Below are 19461 nucleotides of genomic sequence, written 5' to 3' on the forward strand. Positions count from 1 at the left end.
ACTCACTACTCCTAGGTAGTCACGAGGACGTTTCAAACCCGGACTATGTGGTTACAGCGTGCACGAACTATAAAAATACAGAACATCACGCTACTAACGAATAGTATCATAGTCAGCAGCGTGGTGTCAAGAAATCAGCTTCAGTTCGAACGATGCACGAGAGTTGCTTTGGCGTAGGTGCGAAACACTTGCGCGATCTTGATCAGCACCGTTTCGCCGACATGCATACCGGCGTTTTGCACATCGAGCACATAGCCTTCCAACCGGGCGATGCCGTCGCGCGCGTTGTGCGCATGCGGCTCGTCGATTCGCACTTCAAGAACTTGTCCGATCTGCACCGGCAACGCTCTCATCTCGACTTCAGCAACTGTGCCGGCCCAGAGGATGCGGTGTTCAGCCATGTGCAGGCTCTCGCGCCCTTTGATGAAGATGCGCTTTTTCGTCTCCCTCTCCAGGCGCTGCAAGTTCTGTCCGCCCGGGCCGATCAGCTGTGCAGCCACCAGCGGGTGACATTCGATCAGCACCGCCGCATGCTCCTGCGTCGCGAGGTACTCGAGCAGATCGCGCTCAATGCGGGCGGCCATCGTCTCTTCGGAGAAGACTTTGCCCCGCCCCTCGCAGTAGTGGCAGGGACGCATCAGCACTTCGTCGAGCGACTGGCGCACCTTTTTGCGGGTCATCTCGATCAGGCCGAGCTGCGTCATGCCGAGCACATGGGCGCGGGTGCGGTCTTTTTTCAGCTGGGTCTCCAGCTCTTCCAAGACCAGCTGCTTGTTTGCCGGATCGCGCATGTCGATGAAGTCGATGATGATGATCCCGCCCAGATCGCGCAGGCGGATTTGGCGCACCAGCTCGCGGGCCGCTTCGAGGTTGGTCTTCAGCACCGTCTCCTCCAGCGATGTCGTGCCGACGAACTTGCCGGTGTTGATGTCGATCGCCGTCAGCGCCTCCGTTTGATCGATCACCATGAAGCCGCCCGACTTGAGCCAGACTTTGCGCTTTAAGGCTTTCTCGAGATCCTGATCGATCCGGTGGGCGGAGAACAGGTTTTCTTGCTCCTTGTACAGCTTCACGCGCTCCTGCAAGTGCTTGGAGCCGTACTGCAACAGCTCGCGCACCGTCTCGTACGCTTCAGCCGTATCGACGATAAACTCGTCCACATCGTCGGTGAAAAAATCGCGCACGGAGCGGCTGAGCAAGTCGAGGTCGCGGTAGACGACGCCCGGCACCTTCACGCTTTTCGACTGCTTCTGCACGCGCTGCCACTGCGCTTTCAAGAACGTATAGTCGCTTTCAAACACGGATTCGTCGACACCTTCCGCTGCGGTGCGCACGATCACGCCGGTGTTTTCATCGCGGATGCGCTCGGCGATCCCTTTGATCCGCTCGCGCTCCGCTTCATTTTCGATGCGGCGCGACACGCCGACATACGGCGCGCCCGGCATCATCACCAGAATGCGCCCCGGCAAGGACAAGCTGGTCGTCACCCGTGCGCCTTTGCTGCCGACCGCCTCCTTGCTGACCTGCACGACGATCTCCTGCCCTTCGCGGAGCAGTTCGTTGATCTTCGGCTTGGTCTCCGGCGGCGTTTCGCCCGGCAAGAGCGACAAGGCGTCATCTATGTAGAGAAAGGCGTTTTTCTCGATTCCGATATCGACAAACGCCGCCTGCATGCCCGGCAGGACATTGGCTACGCGGCCTTTGTAGATATTGCCGACGACGCCTTCCCCGCTGCTGCGCTCCAAATAATATTCCACCGTGCGGCCGTCTTCCAGGATGGCCACGCGCAATTCACGATGATCGGTTGATACGAGGATTTGTTTGCGCATCTGCTCACCCTCCCTATGCCTTGTGCAAGGTTCTTAACGGCTACCCTTTCGACAGCACGCACCGAATTCCTCTTCGATCTCCTCAAGCGGACGGTTTCCGCCGCTCCGCCAATTGGCGCAACGTCATCCGCATGCCGTTCTCTTCAAAGACACTATGCACCAAATCATCCTCCGCTAAAACTGCGGTGACATTTTTTTGTGCATCCAGCACGTAGATCATGTGATAGGCGTCGGGAGCAAATCGTTCGATCACTTCGCGCACCTTGATCGTATCCGGCACGGCGAGCGACCGCACCTGCTGCGGGCCGCTGCGCTTCTCCCGCCGCTTGGCGTCGAGAAAGCGGATCACGTCGACTTTCATCTGCTTCTTCAGCTCCCAGGCGGACAGCAGCAAAAAAGCCCCGAGCGTCAAAAAGCCGATGTTCAAATAGCCGATCCACAGCGACACGAGCCCGACGATGATCAGCAAAGCCGCCATCCCGTAGGACATGCGAATCGACACCTCCGTGGCCGCGCGATACCCCTGCTCCCGGGACGCGGCGGCGCGCAGAATGCGCCCTCCGTCCAGCGGCAGGGCAGGCAGCAGATTAAAAAAGCCGATCATCAGGTTCCCTTTGATAAAAAACTCGGTCAGCCACTCCGACCACAGCCCTGCCGCATGCAGCAAGACGGCGACCAGTATCATCAGCAGGTTGTTCAGCGGACCTGCGATGGCGATCGCCACTTCGTGCCTTGGATTCCATCCCATCGCGCCATGCTCCAGCTTGGCCACGCCGCCAAACGGCAGGATCACCATCTCGCGGATCTTATAGCCATAGGAGGTGGCGACAAACACATGTCCCAGCTCATGGATGATGACGATCGCAAACAGCACGAGCATCTCGACCAGCATCCCCGACGCGACGGCAGCCACCGCGAGCAGCAGGAACAGCGGATGAATCCTGACTTTCATGCCAAACGGCCAAAACCTGCTCAGGTTCATACGATCACACCTGCGTGCTAATTCGCAGCGGGAAGCTTCAAAATGTCGGCCGGATTGAGGAATTTGTCATCGACCTGATAGGCGAAGAACAAGGTGCCGTGCTCGCCTTTTTGCGTCATTGCGCCGATCTTTTGCCCGGTTTCCAGCCATGCGTCTTGTTTGACGTCGACGGTGACGAGATGGCGGTAGATCGTTTTGCCCGCCGTACCGTGCGAGACGGTGACGGTGTAGTCCTCACTGCCCGCTTCTTTCTCTACTTTTTCCACGATGCCCTTGGCCGCCGCTTTCACTTCCGCGCCGAGCGCGGTCTGGAAGGTGACACCTTGCTGCTCGGCGCCGTCAAACGGGGTTTTGATCGTGCCGGTCACCGGCAGCACAAACTGCGGCGCTTCCGCTTGCGGCGTGGTGCTGGCCGGAAGCGCCAGGTTCTCCGATACGTTTTGCTGCCACCACGAAGAGATCGCCGTCAAGTCGGTGTCCTTGGTCAGCGACTCGGTGGCAAACGCCTGTACTTTTTGCGCGATCGGCGCTTGGCTTTGGAAGGTGAAATACAGCACGGCGGTCAAGGCGATCGCCCCGAGCACCTGCATGGCGCGGTGTCCCGAGATGCCAGGCTGGTCCTCTTCCCCGTACATACGCCGCCCGTTGTAACCGCCGTACGACGGGCCGCCGCTGTCATACGCCCGCGGCGAATGGATATGTCCGCGCGCCCGCAAAAAATCATCGTAGCTGCGCGAATTGTTGCTCGGCAGGGAAGAAAACTCCGGCTTGGCGGTCGTGACATCCCAATCATCATCCCCCGCCGAAAACAGCGAAGAGCGGGTGGTATCTGCATATCGGTCAAATCCTTGACGCCAAGGCACCGTTTCAATCTCGTTGTGTCGCTTTTTTTTCTTCCAAAAATCCCATTTGAACATCGTCGATGTACCCCCTCGTCCACATGAATCTCTCTCTCATCATATGAGTCGGGGGACGAGTTTATGAAATCGAAAAAGCGAGCCTGCCCGGAGGGACAGACTCGCTTATGCATGCGTGAACTGCATACGTAGTTGTTTATTTGCCAAAGCCGATCATGCGCTTAACCTTACCGAAAAATCCGATCTCATCTTGCAGGTTCATCAGCGGCACCGAATCGCCAAGGATGCGACGGGCAATGTTGCGGTAGGCCATGCCCGCCTTGGCATTCGGGTTCATCACGACCGGCTCGCCGGTATTGGAACCCTTGATGACGCCGTCATCGTCCGGCACGACGCCGAGCAGGTCGATAGCGAGCAAGGCGACGATCTCATCGAGATCGAGCATCGTGCCGTCTTCGACCATATGCGGGCGAATCCGGTTGACCACCAGCTTCGGCTGGTTCAGCTTGGCCGCTTCGAGCAGCCCGATCACGCGGTCCGCGTCGCGCACGGCAGCCGCCTCCGGGTTGGTGACGACGATCGCCTTGTCCGCCCCGGAGATCGCGATCTTGAAGCCCTGCTCGATGCCGGCCGGACAGTCGATGATCACATAATCAAACTGCTCTTTCAAAGCAACGATGACCGTTTTGACCGATTCGGGGGTCAGCGCCGACTTGTCTTTGGTCTGCGAAGCCGGCAGCAGATACAGGTGGTCAAAACGCTTGTCTTTGATCAACGCTTGCTCGAGGCGGCATTGTTTGGTGACAACATCGACGATGTCAAAAATGATGCGGTTCTCAAGCCCCATGACAACGTCAAGGTTGCGCAGGCCGATGTCGGTGTCGACCATGCAGACTTTTTTGCCCGACAGCGCTAAGGCTGTGCCGATGTTTGCGGAGGACGTGGTCTTGCCCACGCCTCCTTTACCCGATGTAATTACAATTGCCTCTCCCACTCTTAGTTCCCTCCTATTCAATCACGGGCCCTAATGCTATATAGATGGCTGAGTTTATCGACCGCCATTTGACGTTCGCGCAAGTAGGCAAACTCCATTTCCGTCTCCAATGGCTGCGTTTCACCTGTGTCCGGCGCGCGGCTGATCACGTCGTGAATCCGCAGTTGGGACGGCTGAAAAAATACGGCTGCGATGACCGCTTCCTCATTGCCTTTGCATCCGGCATGCGCCATGCCGCGCAGTGTACCCATCACAAAAATGTCGCCCGTCGCCAGCACCTGGCCGCCCGGGTTGATATCTCCGATCACCACAACATCGCCGTCATGCTCGATCACCTGACCCGAACGGACCGTGCCGTAGTGGACGCGCTGTGAAGGCTTCGGCAGCTGCATCATCGCATCCCAGGCCGATAAAAACTCTTGGATGATCAGATTGCCGTGACTGGAAAGCGTCTGGCGAACTTTCGCTTCCTGTTCGGCGGAGAACTTGCGATTCCCGGTCTGAATCGTGACCTTGATGAGCGGCCCGGCCAATAATTGACTGTGCGTGCCGTTCACCTTCTCCTCCAGATCTTCCAGGATCTCCTCCATAGAACACTCATCATGTAAGATGAAGACCAGTCCATCACGGATCCCCTTGATCGTCACGGGCGTTCTGGTTCGTAGTGTTTCACATCCCGTTTGATGTCCCATGCCGGTCCTCCTGTTAAAAACACTCGCATTGCATCGTAACTTATTCGTGAAAGAATTCGATTTTCCTTCACTCAAGGGGTGAGTTGTTTCTGTTCTTTCAGCTTAAAGTACGTATCGAACATCTTGTGGGCAATCGGACCGACGCTGTCATAGGAGTGCGAGTTCTTTTTGTTGTCCGGAATGATGATCGCGATCGCAACTTCCGGGTTGTCGTATGGCGCATAACCGACGAACAGCGAGTTCTCCGTGCCGCGCCCGGTCTCCGCCGTACCGGTCTTGGCTGCGACCGGGTAGCGGAAATCATGCAGCACCGAGTAGAACGTGCCGTACGGCTGGGCGATCACGTCGCGCATCCCGCGCTGCACGAGATCGATCTGCTCATCGGTGAAAGAGATCTTGTTCAGCATTTTCGGCTGGAATTTCTTCACCGACTTGTTGTCGGGACCGATGATCTCGCTGACGATGTGCGGCTCCATCCGCTTGCCGTCGTTGGCGATCGTCGAGACGTATTGCGCCAACTGCATCAGCGTGTAATGTTCCGACTGGCCGATCGCCGAGAAAGCCAGGTCGCCGGCGTTTTTCTCTTCGGTCACCGAACCCTTTTCTTCATACGGCAGATCGACACCAGTCTTGACTTTGCCCAAGCCAAACTCGGAGTGGTAGGCCAGAATCTTCTTCATCGAAGCCGGCAGGTAGCTGTCGAGGAACGTGCTGACCTCGGCGTTGCTCATGTAATCGTTATACTTGCCCAGACGTTTGAAAATATCGATCATGTACACGTTGGACGACACCGCCAGCGCTTTGACCGGATCGACATAGCCAAGCGCCTGCCACGAGGCGATCATGTTCGGTTTCCCGTCGATCGTCCATCCGACTTGAATCGCGCCGGAGTCATACAGGCCGGAACCGGGGTAGATCATGCCTTCCTTCAAGCCGATCAGCACGGTCGACATCTTCACCGTCGAACCCGGCTGATAGACCTGCTGAATGGCGCGGTTCATGATCCCGGGCAGGATCTGCTCGTTGTATTCTTTGGTGCTGAACCCTTTGATGTACATGTTCGGATCGAAATCCGGGTAGCTGGCCATCGACAGGATTTCCCCTGTTTTCGGGTTCATCGCGATCGCCGCCGCATGCTCGACCGTCGAGACGGAACCTTTGAGCGCTTGCACTTGGTCTTTCAGCGCCTGCTCAGTGGCCGCCTGCAGATCTTTGTCGAGCGTGAGTATCAGGTCATGCCCTTTCACCGGATCTTCGGTGCGCTTGTCTTGCATCGGCTGGTAGTTGCGGTTGACCTCAACTTTCAACTTCCCGTTTTGGCCGTGCAGGTATTCCTCATATTGCTTCTCCACGCCGGCCCAACCGACGATCTCATTTTGCTGGTAGCCTTTTTCTTTGTAGCTCGGCCACTCTTCTTCGTCGATGTTGTTCAAGTAGCCGAGCACGTGCGAACCGGAGTTGTTGAACCGGTAGCTGCGGATCGGCTCGACGACGACGTTGATGCCCGGCAGTTCATTGGCGTGTTCCCGAACGTACGCCACCTGTTGCGGCTTGGCATCGGAGATGATCTTGCGGGCGATGGTCCGGCCGTATTTTTCCGCTTGCGGGTCCATCTTCTCATACATCTCTTCCGGGGTCATCTCAAAGATCTGATGCAGCTCGCCGATCAGGTCCATCGGATTCTGCCCGACCCCGCTCAAGATCTGATAGGTGATCGTAAAAGCGGGCTTGTTCCCGACAAGCTCCACCTTGTCCCGGTCATAAATGCTGCCGCGCGGCGCCGGAATCGACAGTTCGATGTAGCGGTTCGTCTCCGCGCTCGCCAAAAACCTTTCCCCTTGCGAGAGCTGGACAAAACTGAGCCGGAAGATCAGCACCGCCAAAGCGAAAAAGATGATCACAAACAGCAGGCTCATCCGCTTCGAGGCACCGCTCAGCTTTTCTTTATCCTGGTTCGTCACGACAACGTTCACCCCTCTCCCTCTGTTTCATCGAAAAGAGCCACGAAGAGCAGCGCAAACTTGACGTTTCGCCGTACCACGTGGCTGTAAGGACAACAATTACAGGGACTCTTCCGCCATGCTTCTCCCCCGCTCCGTGGCCAGCAGTTTGACCGACGGGACGTACAGCAGCAAAGCGAAGACTCCGTTCCAGATCATGATGCGCACCGTATGGGTCACCGCCGCCATCAGGTCGACGTGCGCATAGCCGAACAAGCGACTCAGCCCGTAAGCGGTGAGCTCAGCGAGGAAGCTGTACCCGAGCATGATCAGAATGACCATGACCAGTTGGCGCGACCAGTACGAGCGGAACGTCATGCCGGCAAAGTAGCCGACCGTCGCAAACGTATAGGCATACAGCCCCAAATAGGTGCCGAACAGAATGTCTTGAATCAGGCCGATCAACAGCCCGCAGTACAAGGCGGTCAGCGAGCCGCGCATCATGCTGACGTACAGCAGGAAGACCACGATCAGATTCGGCGCGATGAAGGAAAACGGCTGCACTTGCAGGACGGTCGACTGGACGACCAGCGCCCCCATCAGCGTAAGGAGAATCAGCAGCGGATGCATCTTCTCACCTACCTTGCTTCAGCCTTGGTTTTTTTCACTACATAGAGGAATTCCAAGGAACCGAGGCTGGCGGCCGGCTCGATCTCTGCCGTCTGGGTCAGGCCCAACTTGTCCTCGGTCACGCTCGCGATCTTTCCGATATACAAATTGGCCGGAAAAAGCGTGTAGGCGAGACCGGATGTGACGACATTCTGGCCTTTTTCCACCTTGGTGTCGAGCGTGATCCCCGTCATTTCCACCCGCACCTTGTCGGTGTGCGACAAGTCGTTGGTGGCGCCGCTGACGATGCCGTAGGCGATGTTTTTCTCGTCGTTGTTCAAGACTTTCGCAGAGATCCCCATCCGCTCTTTGTCGGTGAGGAGCAGCACTTTGGAGTGATAGGGCGTTACTTCGTAGACGCGCCCGACCAGCCCTTTATTGGCGGTGATCACCGCCATGTCTTTCTCGACGCCGTTCTTGCTGCCGACGTCGATGGTGATTTCTTTGTTCCACGAGGACGGGCTGCGCCCGACGACGTTGGCAGACACGAGATCGAACTGGCCGGAGATGTCCTTCAGCTTGTAGAGGTCGTCCTTGAGCTTTTTGTTCTCCCGTTGCAGCACTTCGACCTGGATCGCCATCGAAGAATAATCGTTCAGGTTCTGCTTCAGCTTGGCGTTTTCCTCGTACAACGCCTTGATGTTCTGAATCTGCTCAAAGAAGTCGGCAACGTGGTGAACAGGAGCGTAGATGACGCCCTGCACCCAGCCGAACGCGTCGATGAGGAAGGCTTCCGGCCAAGTCGGCTTCTCCCGCTCCCGCAGCGTCAGACCAACCAAAGCGGCGAGCAAGATGAAACTGGCGAGAAGCGCCATCATTCTCTTGCTTGTAAAAAATCGGGTCACCCGTTACCCACTTCCTTTTGTAACGCCTGATAGGGCTGGATTAGCGCGCACGCCGCTTTTTGCTGTCGGTGCTCTTGAACAGGTGGCTGTACTCCAGCGACTTGCCGGTGCCGATCGCCACGCAGTCGAGCGGGTTCTCCGCCACCAGCACCGGCATGCCGGTCTCGCGGGACAGAAGACGGTCGAGGTTCTTGAGCAGTGCGCCGCCGCCGGTCAGGACGATGCCGCGGTCCATGATGTCGGCAGCCAGCTCAGGCGGCGACTTCTCCAGCGTGATCTTCACCGCTTCGACGATCGAGTTGACCGTGTCGGCCAGCGCTTCGGCGATCTCGGTCGCGGTGATAGTCAAGGTCTTCGGCAGACCGGTGACGAGGTCACGGCCGCGCACATCGATCGTCTCTTCTTTGTCGGACGGGATGGCCGAGCCGATCGTCATCTTCAGCTCTTCAGCGGTGCGTTCACCGATCATCAGGTTGTACGCTTTCTTGATGTACTGGATGATCGCTTCGTCCATCTCGTCGCCCGCCACGCGGATCGAGCGGGAGGTGACGATGCCGCCGAGCGAGATGATCGCGACTTCGGTCGTGCCGCCGCCGATATCGACGACCATGCTGCCGGTCGGTTCGCCGACGGGCAGACCGGCGCCGATCGCAGCTGCCATCGGCTCTTCGATCACCTGCGGGTCACGGCCGCCCGCTTCGCGCGCCGCATCTTCCACAGCGCGGCGTTCTACAGCGGTGATGCCGGACGGTACGCAGATCACAACGCGCGGCGGCGAGAAGAACAATCCTTTGTTCTTCGCCGTCGCCTGGCGGATGAAGTGGCGAAGCATCGTCGCCGTCGTTTCGAAGTCGGCGATCACGCCGTCTTTCATCGGGCGCTCGGCACGGATGTTGCTCGGGGTGCGGCCGATCATTTGCTTCGCCTCTTCCCCGACCGCCTTGATTTCACCGGTGTCGCTGCGGGTGGCGACGACAGACGGTTCGCGAATGATAATACCTTTGCCTTTTACATATACGAGAGTATTGGCTGTGCCCAGATCAATACCCATATCTCTTGAAAACTTGTTAAACATTGTGATTACTCCTTCCCGAAACCTGAGGGGACAAGTTATGTTAACAACTGACTATTATACAGCATGAGTCAGGGATCTGCCTAGTGCTACAGCCAGCCTTTTTCCTGCATGCTTATGTAGCAATTTTCGCCGATGATGATGTGGTCGAGCAGTTCAATACCCAGAATCTGTCCGGCTTCCACCAGACGGCGGGTCACTTTGACATCATCGAAGCTAGGCGTGGGGTCACCGCTGGGATGGTTGTGCAGGCAAATGATCGAAGCGGCGCTTTTCTTGAGCGCAGTCTTGTAGATTTCGCGCGGATGAGCGATCGAGGAGTCCAGCGAACCGATCGACACGATCTCTTCCCCGATCAGGCGATTCTTCGTGTCCAGATGGAGCACGACAAAATGCTCTTTCAGGTGAAATCGCAGGCGGTCCATCATGTAATCTGCCGCATCGGCGGGAGAAGCGAACGTCGGGCGCGCATCGTTTTTCAGGCGTGCGACCCGGCGTCCGATCTCGATGGCAGCCTTCAGCTCGGTCGCTTTGGCCACCCCGATACCCGGGAGTGCGGTCAGTTCATTCAGGTCCGCGTCGATCAGATGGCGGATGCCGCCAAGGCGTTTGAGAATCTGTTCGGCCAAATCGACCGCCGAACAGCCGCGGGAGCCCGTGCGAAGCAGAATGGCGAGCAGCTCGGCGTTGCTGAGCGACTCTGCGCCATGAAGCATCATGCGTTCGCGCGGACGATCTTCCTTAGGAATCTCCCGCACCAGGACCGGCTGACGGGCTTGCAGAACTGCCCCCATACCGGTCACCTGCCTTCTTGGTTAGCGAGGATTTCAAATCCGAAACCTGCCAAATGATCCGCAACCAGAGAAACGGGCAAGCCCACGACGTTAAAATAGTCGCCTTGAATCTCCGGGATGAAGGCGGAAGCAGCTCCTTGAATGCCGTAAGCGCCCGCCTTGTCCATCGGGTGGCCGCTGGCCACATAACGCGCGATGAGTTCCGGGGACAGCTCTTTCATCACCACTTTGGTGCCGCAGACGTCGCGCACTTCCTGCCCGCCGCCCGCTTCCACAAAAGCGATCCCTGTGTATACCATATGCGCATGTCCGGACAACTTGGACAACATTCTTTTCGCATCTTCTTCATCGACCGGCTTGCCGAGGATGGCGCCGTCGCTCACCACGATGGTGTCCGCTCCGAGGACCAGCCCATGAGATAAAGAATTCGCAACTGCTTTCGCCTTTCTGTACGCCAGCTCTTGAACGAGTTCCACCGGGTCTGCGCCCGGCGCAAACGATTCGTCCACATCGCTCACAATCACTTCGAATGACAGTCCCAGACCGGCCAGAAGCTCTTTCCGGCGCGGAGATCCGGATGCCAGCACTAACAGCTGATCCTGCATAGCGGCCCTTCGCCTCCATGTTCATTTTCCAAGAAACAGATGCATAATACCGTTTCTGGCTACTCTGGATTATTTTAGTCTGTCCCGGAAAAAGAAAACTATGTCCATGATAATATACTCTTTATCTTGTTGACTGTCCAGAACAGAACGGCGACAGAAGTTGACACGAATTTGACAAAGAAAAACCCGCCCCGTTTCAGGCGGATCTTTCGATGGTTCTTATTCACCAAACAGCAGCTTGCTTCCTGCGATACCCGGTGAAGTCATCTCGAACGGATTGAGGATCACATCGAGCTCCTCTTCGGTGAGGATACCGCGCTCGAGGCAGATCTCGCGGACGGAACGCCCGGTCTGGATCGCTTCTTTTGCGACCATCGTCGCCGTCTCATAGCCGACATGCGGGTTGATCGCAGTGACGACGCCAACGCTCATCTCGACCAGTTGGCGGCACCGCTCTACGTTCGCGGTCAGATCTTCGATCAGGCGCTCGCGGAAGACGCGCAACGCGTTTTGCAGAATCGACAGGGACTGGAGCAGGTTGAAGACGAGCACCGGCTCCATCACGTTCAGTTCCAGCTGACCCGCTTCCGAGGCGAGCGAGATGGTGTGATCGTTACCGATCACTTGGAATGCGACCTGGTTGACCACTTCAGCCATGACCGGGTTGACTTTGCCCGGCATGATCGACGAGCCCGGCTGGCGCGGCGGCAGGTTCAATTCGCCGAGGCCGGTGCGCGGCCCGGATGCCATCAAGCGGATGTCATTGCAGATCTTCGACAGGTTCACGGCGCAGATCTTCAGCGCGCCCGACACTTCGGTGTAGGCGTCTGTGTTCTGTGTGGCATCGACGAGATCGTCAGCCCGCTTGAGGTCGAGCCCGGTGATCGAGCGGAGATGCTCGGCCACTTTGACGATGTAGCGCGGGTCGGCGTTCAGGCCGGTGCCGACCGCCGTCGCGCCCATGTTGATCTCGCGCAGGTTGTCGAGCGAGCGCACGACGCGATCATAGTCGCGGGAGATCACCCGCGCATAAGCGGAAAATTCCTGTCCGAGGCGGATCGGCACCGCGTCTTGCAGATGGGTGCGGCCCATCTTGATCACCTGGTCAAACTCCTGTGCCTTCGCCTGCAAAGCGTTGCGGAGGTTGTCCAGCTCTGTGACGACGCCTTGCGCCAGATTCAGCGAGGCGATGCGGATCGCCGTCGGGAACACGTCGTTGGTCGACTGCGCCATGTTGACGTGCGTGTTCGGCGAGCAGTGCAGATATTCGCCTTTCGCGCCGCCGAGCAGCTCGATCGCGCGGTTGGCGATCACCTCGTTGGCGTTCATGTTCATCGAAGTGCCGGCACCGCCTTGGATGGAATCGACGATAAACTGATCGTGGAATTGACCGTCAAGCACTTCATCAGCAGCTTGGGCGATCGCTTCCCCAATCTTTTTCTTCAAGACGCCCACTTCCATGTTCGCCAGCGCGGCCGCTTTTTTGACGGCTGCCAGGGCGCGGATCATCTCCACATGCGGCGGGATGCCCGTGATCGGGAAGTTCTCCACGGCGCGCAGGGTCTGAATGCCGTAATATGCGTCTGCCGGCACGTCTTTTGTGCCGAGAAGGTCTTTTTCAACTCGATATGCTGTCATGATAGAGAAACTCCTTTGTATGTGCAAATATTACTCTATCGTACCATACTTTGCCGTTATATCCGAACCGGTTCATTCAAATCCGGTACATTTTAGAGTTCATCATAGCTTTTCTTGATCACTTGCCCCACATAGCCGAGCTTGCTGTTGAGCTGCAGATAGCTGGTCTTCTGCTTGCCGGTCAGCCCAATGTCCACCGTCAGCACCGTGAGGCCGTGCTTCTGCTTCAGGGCGGACAGCTCTTTCATCCGGTTCTGGCTCCACTGGTCTTTGCTGACCACCTGCGGGTCGAAGTCTTCCCACAAAATGCCGTCGATGTACGGCGCCGTGCGGTCTTTCAGCGCGGTCAGGCCCCAGTTTTGCACGATCGTCTGCGCCGGGAAGTCCGCACGCAGCGAGGCGACGAACTGCACCGCCCCTTCACGCTGGCGATTGGAGACATCAGACGGCCAGATGCCGTCATCGGCGTTGCCCATCGTGTCGAGGAACACGCCGTTCAGACCTTTAGCGAGCACTTGGCTGCGATAATCTTCGAGCAGCAGTTGACGGTAGTGTGCGCTGTTGATGTCCATCGACCAGGACTCCCAGTCCGAACGGAAGTCGCGCTTGCCTTTGATGGTCAGATAGTCGCCGTTTGTTGCCTGTTTCAGCAGGTCGGAGTCTTTGTATTGCTCCAGCACACTGAGGTAGCCGAGCACCTTGACCCCTTTTTGCTTCAAGGTGTCAACTTGAGCCTTGGTCCACAGGCGCGGTTCGATCACGACCAGTTCATAGGCGGTCAGCTTTTGCAAGACGGCCGGTTTCGGCTCGCCGTAGAAGATTGTATAGGAATTGATCCCGGTCAGGGAGCTGGGCTTTTGCTTGACGGCTGCGACCGGCTGAGCCAGCGCGGTGTCTGCGACGGCCACCCCCGTGACCAGAGTGCATGCAAGACATAGGGTCGAGAGGTTACGCATCATTTTATTCATGAGGTCTACACTCCTTGTTGCAAAGATGAAAAACGCCCTCTCCGTATCAGGAAGGGCGCTGGAGTGCGGCAGAGTAAGGTCTGCCTCCTGCAACCTGGCGATCTGTGACAGCTTGCTGCCGTCCGAAGACCCATGGCTTTGCGTCCTTGCCTTTCGACAAGTTTGCCCTTACCCGTATGAGGTTACCCCTATTGTAAATGCCGTACCCCGCTTTGTCTACTCACTTTTCAACAAGTTGCTAACGAGCGATTCATAGCCGAGATAAAAAGCGGTCAATTTAACTTGTGCGGCAAACATACCCCTTCCTTCTTGCACCGCTTTCACCGCTTCCGACAGCGAGCCGTGCATTTTTTCCAACAGGACTTTCTCCTCCGTGCGATTCGCCTTGGCGAGGATGGTCTGCCAGTTTTTCAGCTCGCCGTCGAGCGCGGCGAGCTCCGGCGCCAGCGCTTTGGCTTTGGACGCATCGGGCGACGGTTCGAGCGCCAGCGGCATGATCGCGGCGGCGAGCTGCAATTCCTTCGCGATGCCGGTGGTGATCGTTTTCGCGTCCGCTTCGGCGACGCCCGTCAGCTTGCCGCTGCGAGCTTCGATGATGAACTCCTTGGGATAGTGCTGGATCTCCAGATCTTTCAGCGCCGCTTCGAGTTGCTTGCCAGCCGCTTTGTCAGCGGTGACGGCGGTGAAGACCTGAAACTGTTCGGTTCCACGGATTACCGTGCCGACGCCCTTGTCGGCGACGGCCGCTTGCAGCGCTTCAGCACGGGCGCGGTCTTTGAACACGCCGATCTGCATCGCGTACAAGGAGACGCCGGGCAATTCTGCCTCGGCACCGAAGGCCGGGACTCCGCCCGGCTGTGCGGCGGGCGCATCGGGCGATGTGGCGGAGACGATGCCAGACGCGGTCTGTCCTTTGAACAACAGGAGCAGGCAAACGCCAAGCAAGACGCCGGTCAGCGTGGCGAGAAGTAACGGAAACAAGATTCGCCCCTTGCCGGCGCTGCTCTTCAGCCCGCGCTGCAGGCGGGATGGAAATCGGGTGCAGGCGTCGGCCTTACTTGTGCTTTTGCTTTTGATATGTACGTTGATTTGTGGTTTGTCCATGCTCACCGCTCCTTTTCAGATTCCGAGTCTAGTTGCTAGAGTCTATGAAAAGTTCTGCAAAGCTATGACAAAGAAAAAAGAGCGATAAAATAAAAAAAGGTGTGCTCAGGCACGAAACCTGAGAACACCTTTTTCCGTCTAATCTTATAGAGAGATCCGATCAGTTCAGGATGTGAACCTTCACTGCACGGCGGCCGAATTGAAGTGCCTGTTCGCGAGTATCAAAATGAATGTCAATTCGATTGCCTTTGATCGCCCCGCCGACATCGCTGGCTACTCCGTATCCGTATCCCTCGATATACAGCTTCGTACCGAGCGGAATCACGTTCGGATCCACCGCGATCGTCCCCTGCCCGGCAGCACCGCCCGAGGCAGTCCGCTCTCCCGGCATCGAGTACGCCGAGGCAGCCATGGTGAGCACTTTCATTGCGGTCAGGTTGGTATCGCTCCCCCTGCTCGCCACCACAACCGGACGCTGCTGCGTTCCGTAGGAGACGACCTGGTTGACCGGCGCGCTGACGACTGTGCGCTCGTCTTTGCGATCGACTTCTTTGCCATTTTCGAACACAATTTTCGTTGTGATCTTGGCTTTCCCTTCCACACCGGATGTCAGCACTTTCTCAGTGCCTGTGTACAAGTTGGCATCTGGCTGGCGTTCGGTCTGAAAAGGTATGGATTCCTCTGCGACTTTCACTTCTTCAGATCTGCGTGTGATCGTGATCTTTTGTCCGTTTTCGATGGAGGCTCTTAATTCCAGATTGGTCTTATCAGCCTGATTCAGCTTGATACCTAGTTCTTTGAGCAATTCTTCTGTCGTGCCGGCCTGCGTTTTCACGCTGACCACTTCATTGGTGCCGTCCTGGATTTGAATGGATTTTGCATGTGTGACTGTGATGATCGTTCCTTCTGCAAGTGCGTCTATAGCTGCAGGTTGCACCAAGTCTTCTGTTCCTACTGTCACGCCTTTGTCGCGCAACAGCTCTCCTACCGTCCCCACTTGGAAACCGGAGATTTCCTGCTTCTGTCCGTCAACTTCCAAGGTTACCGTCTTGTAAGTGGACGTTGCTGTTGCCACGCCTCCGATCAGGAGTGCGACAGCCGCTGCAGAAAGGCAGTAAACAGACTTACGGTTGACCTTTTGCACTCAACCACCTCTTTTTTTGTAATTTCCCACGCTGGAAACTACCCCCAATATCATGCGGACAAGAACTGGATACAGTATAACCCTACTTTCCGAATCTGGCAATGGGCAGAAATGGAAATAACTGAATATTGCATCGATTCGACAGGATTTGACGCACTCCTTTCACTCCGGCACTGGAGGTACGTAGACAGATTATGCGGGTGGTAAAGTTACAAGAACCAACAAAAAGAAGGACAGTCCGTCTGCCGGTGCGCTCCACTGCTGCCAATACCACCCCCACAGCGCGCCGCCGTAAGCCCATGTCGAGAAAGTGCCAAGCAGGATAAACGGACCAAAAGGAATGTGCTGGCCGGGCCGAATCCGCCGCGTCCACAAGAGCGGAAGACCGATCAGCGTGCCCCACAGACAGGAGAAGAACAGGGCCAATAACACCCCTTTGACCCCCAGAACCAGTCCGATCAAAGCGAACACTTTTACATCGCCGCCCCCCATCCCGTTCGTCACCAGCCCCAGCACCGCCAGCGCGGTAAAGCCGACTGCACAGCCCAGCAGGTACTGGAAAAACGGCTCCTGATGAATCAACAGCCGCAGCAGAAACAAGATCGCAAGCGACGGATAGACGATCCGGTTCGGCATCAGCATCGATTGCAAATCGGTGACAGTCAGCAGGATGAGCACCAAAAACAACACCGCCGCCACGCCTGTTTCCCCGGAGAATCCCCCATGAACTACCACAATCGGCAAGACGAATGCTGACAGGGCGACGCCTGTCGAACGATGACCTCGCAGTTTCGCGCTGCTACTTCTTGGACGCCCCTTCATCATCACCACCTCCCCTTACTATCCCGTGTTGCATAACATGCATCCAGCTCATTCATCGACACTCTCCTTCCGAATCAACAACCCGTTTGCACCTGCTAGGACGAGAGGTGCTTGTTTGCTGTGTCTGCATCGATCAACCCGCGGCAGACTAATTCATGCAGGTGCTGCTCAAACGTCTGCATGCCGTGCGCTTTGCCTGTTTGCATGGCGGTGCGCAGCTGGTGGGACTGCTCAGTGCGGATGAGATTGGCGACGCCGGGCGTGTTGACGAGGATCTCTTGGACGGCGACCCGGCCGCCGCCGCGCTTGGGCAGAAGGCGCTGAGAGACGACGCCAAGCAGCACGGAGGCCAGCTGGGAGCGGATCTGGCGCTGTCCAACGGCCGGGAACACATCGAGGATGCGGTCGATCGTCTGCGGGGCGTCTGACGTGTGCAACGTCGCCAGCACCAGATGACCCGTCTCGGCCGCGGTGACCGCCGTGGCGATCGTCTCCAGATCTCGCATCTCTCCGACGAAGATCACATCCGGGTCTTGCCGCAGCGCTGCCCGCAGCCCGTCCGCAAACGACCGCGTATCGCGCCCGACCTCCCGCTGATCGATCAGGCTCTGCTGATGGGCATGCACATACTCGACCGGGTCCTCGAGCGTGATGATCCGCCGCCGCGACGTCCGGTTGATCTGCTCAAGCAAACAGGTGAGCGTCGTCGACTTCCCGCTCCCCGTTGGCCCCGTCACCAAAAACAAGCCCTGTCTCCGCTCCCCAAACGACAAAACGGTCCGGGACAGCCCCAGCTCCTCCGCCGTCGGTACCCGGCTTGGAATCACCCGAATGGCCAGCGCCACCTCTCCCATGCTGCGGAACGCCTGCACCCGAAACCGCTCCCCCTCCGGCAATCGATAGGACAAATCGCATTCGCCCCCCTCGCGCAGCTCCATCCACCCTTTCGCACCGAGCAGTTCCTGGGCCAGCTCCGACGTGTCCTCTGCACGCAACACATCCTGCTCCGGCATCGGCCGCAACTCCCCGTCCACCCGCACCATCGGCGGCGCGCCAACCGTCACATGCACGTCAGACGCCAGCAGCTCCAACGCCTTTCGCAACATCGCCTGCATCTTCATTTTAACCACTCCTCCCCGTCTCCGGCCATGAAAGAAGGACCCTGTCTCCAGGGTCCTTGCCGTCATTGTGCATGATTTGCTATTTAATGAAAGAACAGCGCGCGAGCTTCCGAGATCATGTACAGCGAACCGGTGCAAACGATCGCCTCGCCCGTCCCCCGCGCCCGTTCCCCGGCCAGGTTGAACGCCTCTTCCACCGTTTGCGTCAAGGCAACCGGGAGCTGCGGGTCGAGCCGAGCAATCATCTCGGCCATCGCGTCCACCGACGCCGAGCGCGGCATGTCGGCCCGCGTGACGATCACCTGCGAGGCCAGCGGCAAGAGCGGCGCCAGCACTTCCGGGATCGCCTTGTCTGCCATCACGCCGACGATCAGCACCGCCTTCTGCTCCGACATCAACTCCCGAAGCGCTGTCCCCAGCGCCGCTGCGCCTTCCGGGTTGTGTGCGCCGTCGAGCACCGTCAGCGGCTCCTTGGCCACCACTTCCAGACGCCCCGCCCAGACGGTGTCCAATAGCCCCTGGCGGATGCTCGCCTCCGCGACGGGGATGCCAAGTTCACGCAGTTGCAGACAGGCGGCCACCGCCAGCGACGCATTGCAGATCTGATGCGGTCCGAGCAGCTTGATCTGCAGACCGTTCAGTTGGACGCCAAGCCCCTGCCAGTCGAACGTCTGCCCGTCCCAACCGAACGCCGTGCGCTCCGCTGAAAAATCACGGCCGTGCTGCAACAGTTCCGACCTGTTGGCGTCTGCTGTCTCGGCGATCACCGCCAGCGCGGCGCCTTGCGCGGTGGTCAGCACCGGTACGCCGGGCTTGATGATACCCGCTTTTTCGGCCGCGATCTGTTCCAGCGTCTCGCCGAGAATCGCCTGATGGTCCATCCCGACGTTGGTGATCAATGACAGAAGCGGCGTGACCACATTGGTCGAATCCAAGCGCCCGCCTAGCCCCGTCTCCCACACCACCACATCCACCGCCTGCCGCGCGTAGTGCAGGATGGACAACACGCTTAACACCTCAAACTCGGTCGGCCGCCCCGCTTCCGTCGCCGCCACTGCTTCGACGACGGGGCGCAGCTCGCTTGCGATCACTTCCAGCTCGGCATCGGAAATGTTCACACCGCCGACAGTCATTCGGTCATGGAACTGAATCAGATAGGGCGAGGTGTACAGTCCGACTTTGTATCCTTCTGCCTGCAACATCGAGGCGAGATAAGAACAGGTGGAGCCTTTGCCGTTCGTGCCGGCCACATGGACAAATCGGAGACGGTCATGCGGACGGCCCAGCCGGTCGAGCATCGCCACCATGCGCTCCAACCCCGGCTTGATGCCGCCCTTTCCGTCAAAGCGGTCAAAGCTGTGAATCCATTCTATCGCTGACACGTA

The 19461-nt window shown here is 57.8% G+C and carries 18 protein-coding genes, 1 riboswitch and 1 other annotated feature (1 of these 20 running past the window's edge); all 18 genes read right to left on the reverse strand.

Going from position 1 to position 19461, the window contains the following annotated elements:
• Nucleotides 1–63: a sequence feature (ribosomal protein L21 leader region), on the reverse strand; it reaches 12 nt to the left of the window's first position.
• A 77-nt stretch (nucleotides 64–140) separates the two neighbouring features.
• The 18 genes from EV586_RS04315 to EV586_RS04400 all read right to left on the reverse strand — a co-directional run bounded on the left by EV586_RS04315 (nucleotide 141) and on the right by EV586_RS04400 (nucleotide 19458).
• Nucleotides 141–1829, reverse strand: a complete 1689-nt coding sequence (locus EV586_RS04315; protein ID WP_132943809.1) for an Rne/Rng family ribonuclease — start codon at nucleotides 1827–1829, stop codon at nucleotides 141–143.
• An 82-nt stretch (nucleotides 1830–1911) separates the two neighbouring features.
• Complete coding sequence (locus EV586_RS04320; RefSeq protein WP_132943810.1) at nucleotides 1912–2811, reverse strand: M50 family metallopeptidase; 900 nt, start codon at nucleotides 2809–2811, stop codon at nucleotides 1912–1914.
• Nucleotides 2812–2828: 17 nt separating this feature from the next.
• A complete protein-coding gene (locus tag EV586_RS04325; RefSeq protein ID WP_132943811.1) occupies nucleotides 2829–3728 on the reverse strand; it encodes a M23 family metallopeptidase in 900 nt (299 codons plus the stop codon).
• Between the two features lie 136 nt (nucleotides 3729–3864).
• Nucleotides 3865–4662, reverse strand: coding sequence for a septum site-determining protein MinD (gene minD, locus EV586_RS04330; RefSeq protein ID WP_132943812.1), 798 nt, complete (start codon nucleotides 4660–4662; stop codon nucleotides 3865–3867).
• A 17-nt stretch (nucleotides 4663–4679) separates the two neighbouring features.
• Nucleotides 4680–5354: a septum site-determining protein MinC gene (gene minC / locus EV586_RS04335; RefSeq protein ID WP_132943813.1), complete on the reverse strand. Its 675-nt coding sequence runs from the start codon at nucleotides 5352–5354 to the stop codon at nucleotides 4680–4682.
• Between the two features lie 71 nt (nucleotides 5355–5425).
• Entirely contained in the window at nucleotides 5426–7315 is a 1890-nt protein-coding gene (locus EV586_RS04340) for a peptidoglycan D,D-transpeptidase FtsI family protein (RefSeq protein WP_132943814.1), read from the reverse strand.
• A gap of 99 nt (nucleotides 7316–7414) precedes the next feature.
• Complete coding sequence (gene mreD / locus EV586_RS04345) at nucleotides 7415–7924, reverse strand: rod shape-determining protein MreD (RefSeq protein WP_132943815.1); 510 nt, start codon at nucleotides 7922–7924, stop codon at nucleotides 7415–7417.
• A gap of 8 nt (nucleotides 7925–7932) precedes the next feature.
• Nucleotides 7933–8808, reverse strand: coding sequence for a rod shape-determining protein MreC (mreC, locus tag EV586_RS04350; protein ID WP_132943816.1), 876 nt, complete (start codon nucleotides 8806–8808; stop codon nucleotides 7933–7935).
• 40 nt (nucleotides 8809–8848) lie between these two features.
• Entirely contained in the window at nucleotides 8849–9883 is a 1035-nt protein-coding gene (locus tag EV586_RS04355; RefSeq protein WP_132943817.1) for a rod shape-determining protein, read from the reverse strand.
• A gap of 86 nt (nucleotides 9884–9969) precedes the next feature.
• Nucleotides 9970–10674: a RadC family protein gene (gene radC, locus EV586_RS04360; protein WP_132943818.1), complete on the reverse strand. Its 705-nt coding sequence runs from the start codon at nucleotides 10672–10674 to the stop codon at nucleotides 9970–9972.
• A gap of 5 nt (nucleotides 10675–10679) precedes the next feature.
• Nucleotides 10680–11279 (reverse strand): Maf family protein, encoded by a 600-nt coding sequence (locus EV586_RS04365; protein WP_132943819.1) that lies wholly within the window; start codon nucleotides 11277–11279, stop codon nucleotides 10680–10682.
• Between the two features lie 219 nt (nucleotides 11280–11498).
• The gene (aspA, locus tag EV586_RS04370) at nucleotides 11499–12917 is read right to left on the reverse strand and encodes an aspartate ammonia-lyase (protein WP_132943820.1); all 1419 of its coding nucleotides are present in this window, start codon (nucleotides 12915–12917) and stop codon (nucleotides 11499–11501) included.
• Between the two features lie 92 nt (nucleotides 12918–13009).
• The gene (locus EV586_RS04375; RefSeq protein ID WP_132943821.1) at nucleotides 13010–13885 is read right to left on the reverse strand and encodes a glycoside hydrolase family 191 protein; all 876 of its coding nucleotides are present in this window, start codon (nucleotides 13883–13885) and stop codon (nucleotides 13010–13012) included.
• Nucleotides 13886–13970: 85 nt separating this feature from the next.
• Nucleotides 13971–14062, reverse strand: a riboswitch (cyclic di-GMP riboswitch).
• Nucleotides 14063–14101: 39 nt separating this feature from the next.
• Nucleotides 14102–14989: an SPOR domain-containing protein gene (locus tag EV586_RS04380; RefSeq protein ID WP_132943822.1), complete on the reverse strand. Its 888-nt coding sequence runs from the start codon at nucleotides 14987–14989 to the stop codon at nucleotides 14102–14104.
• A gap of 160 nt (nucleotides 14990–15149) precedes the next feature.
• Nucleotides 15150–16133, reverse strand: a complete 984-nt coding sequence (locus EV586_RS04385; protein ID WP_132943823.1) for a 3D domain-containing protein — start codon at nucleotides 16131–16133, stop codon at nucleotides 15150–15152.
• A gap of 192 nt (nucleotides 16134–16325) precedes the next feature.
• On the reverse strand, nucleotides 16326–16955 hold the full coding sequence (locus EV586_RS04390) for a prepilin peptidase (RefSeq protein ID WP_165898230.1): 630 nt from the start codon (nucleotides 16953–16955) through the stop codon (nucleotides 16326–16328).
• A gap of 95 nt (nucleotides 16956–17050) precedes the next feature.
• Nucleotides 17051–18076: a type IV pilus twitching motility protein PilT gene (locus EV586_RS04395; RefSeq protein ID WP_132943825.1), complete on the reverse strand. Its 1026-nt coding sequence runs from the start codon at nucleotides 18074–18076 to the stop codon at nucleotides 17051–17053.
• Nucleotides 18077–18159: 83 nt separating this feature from the next.
• A complete protein-coding gene (locus EV586_RS04400; protein ID WP_132943826.1) occupies nucleotides 18160–19458 on the reverse strand; it encodes a bifunctional folylpolyglutamate synthase/dihydrofolate synthase in 1299 nt (432 codons plus the stop codon).
• Nucleotides 19459–19461 lie beyond the last annotated feature (3 nt).

The sequence above is a fragment of the Tumebacillus sp. BK434 genome (assembly GCF_004340785.1).
Classification (GTDB): Bacteria; Bacillota; Bacilli; order Tumebacillales; family Tumebacillaceae; genus Tumebacillus_A.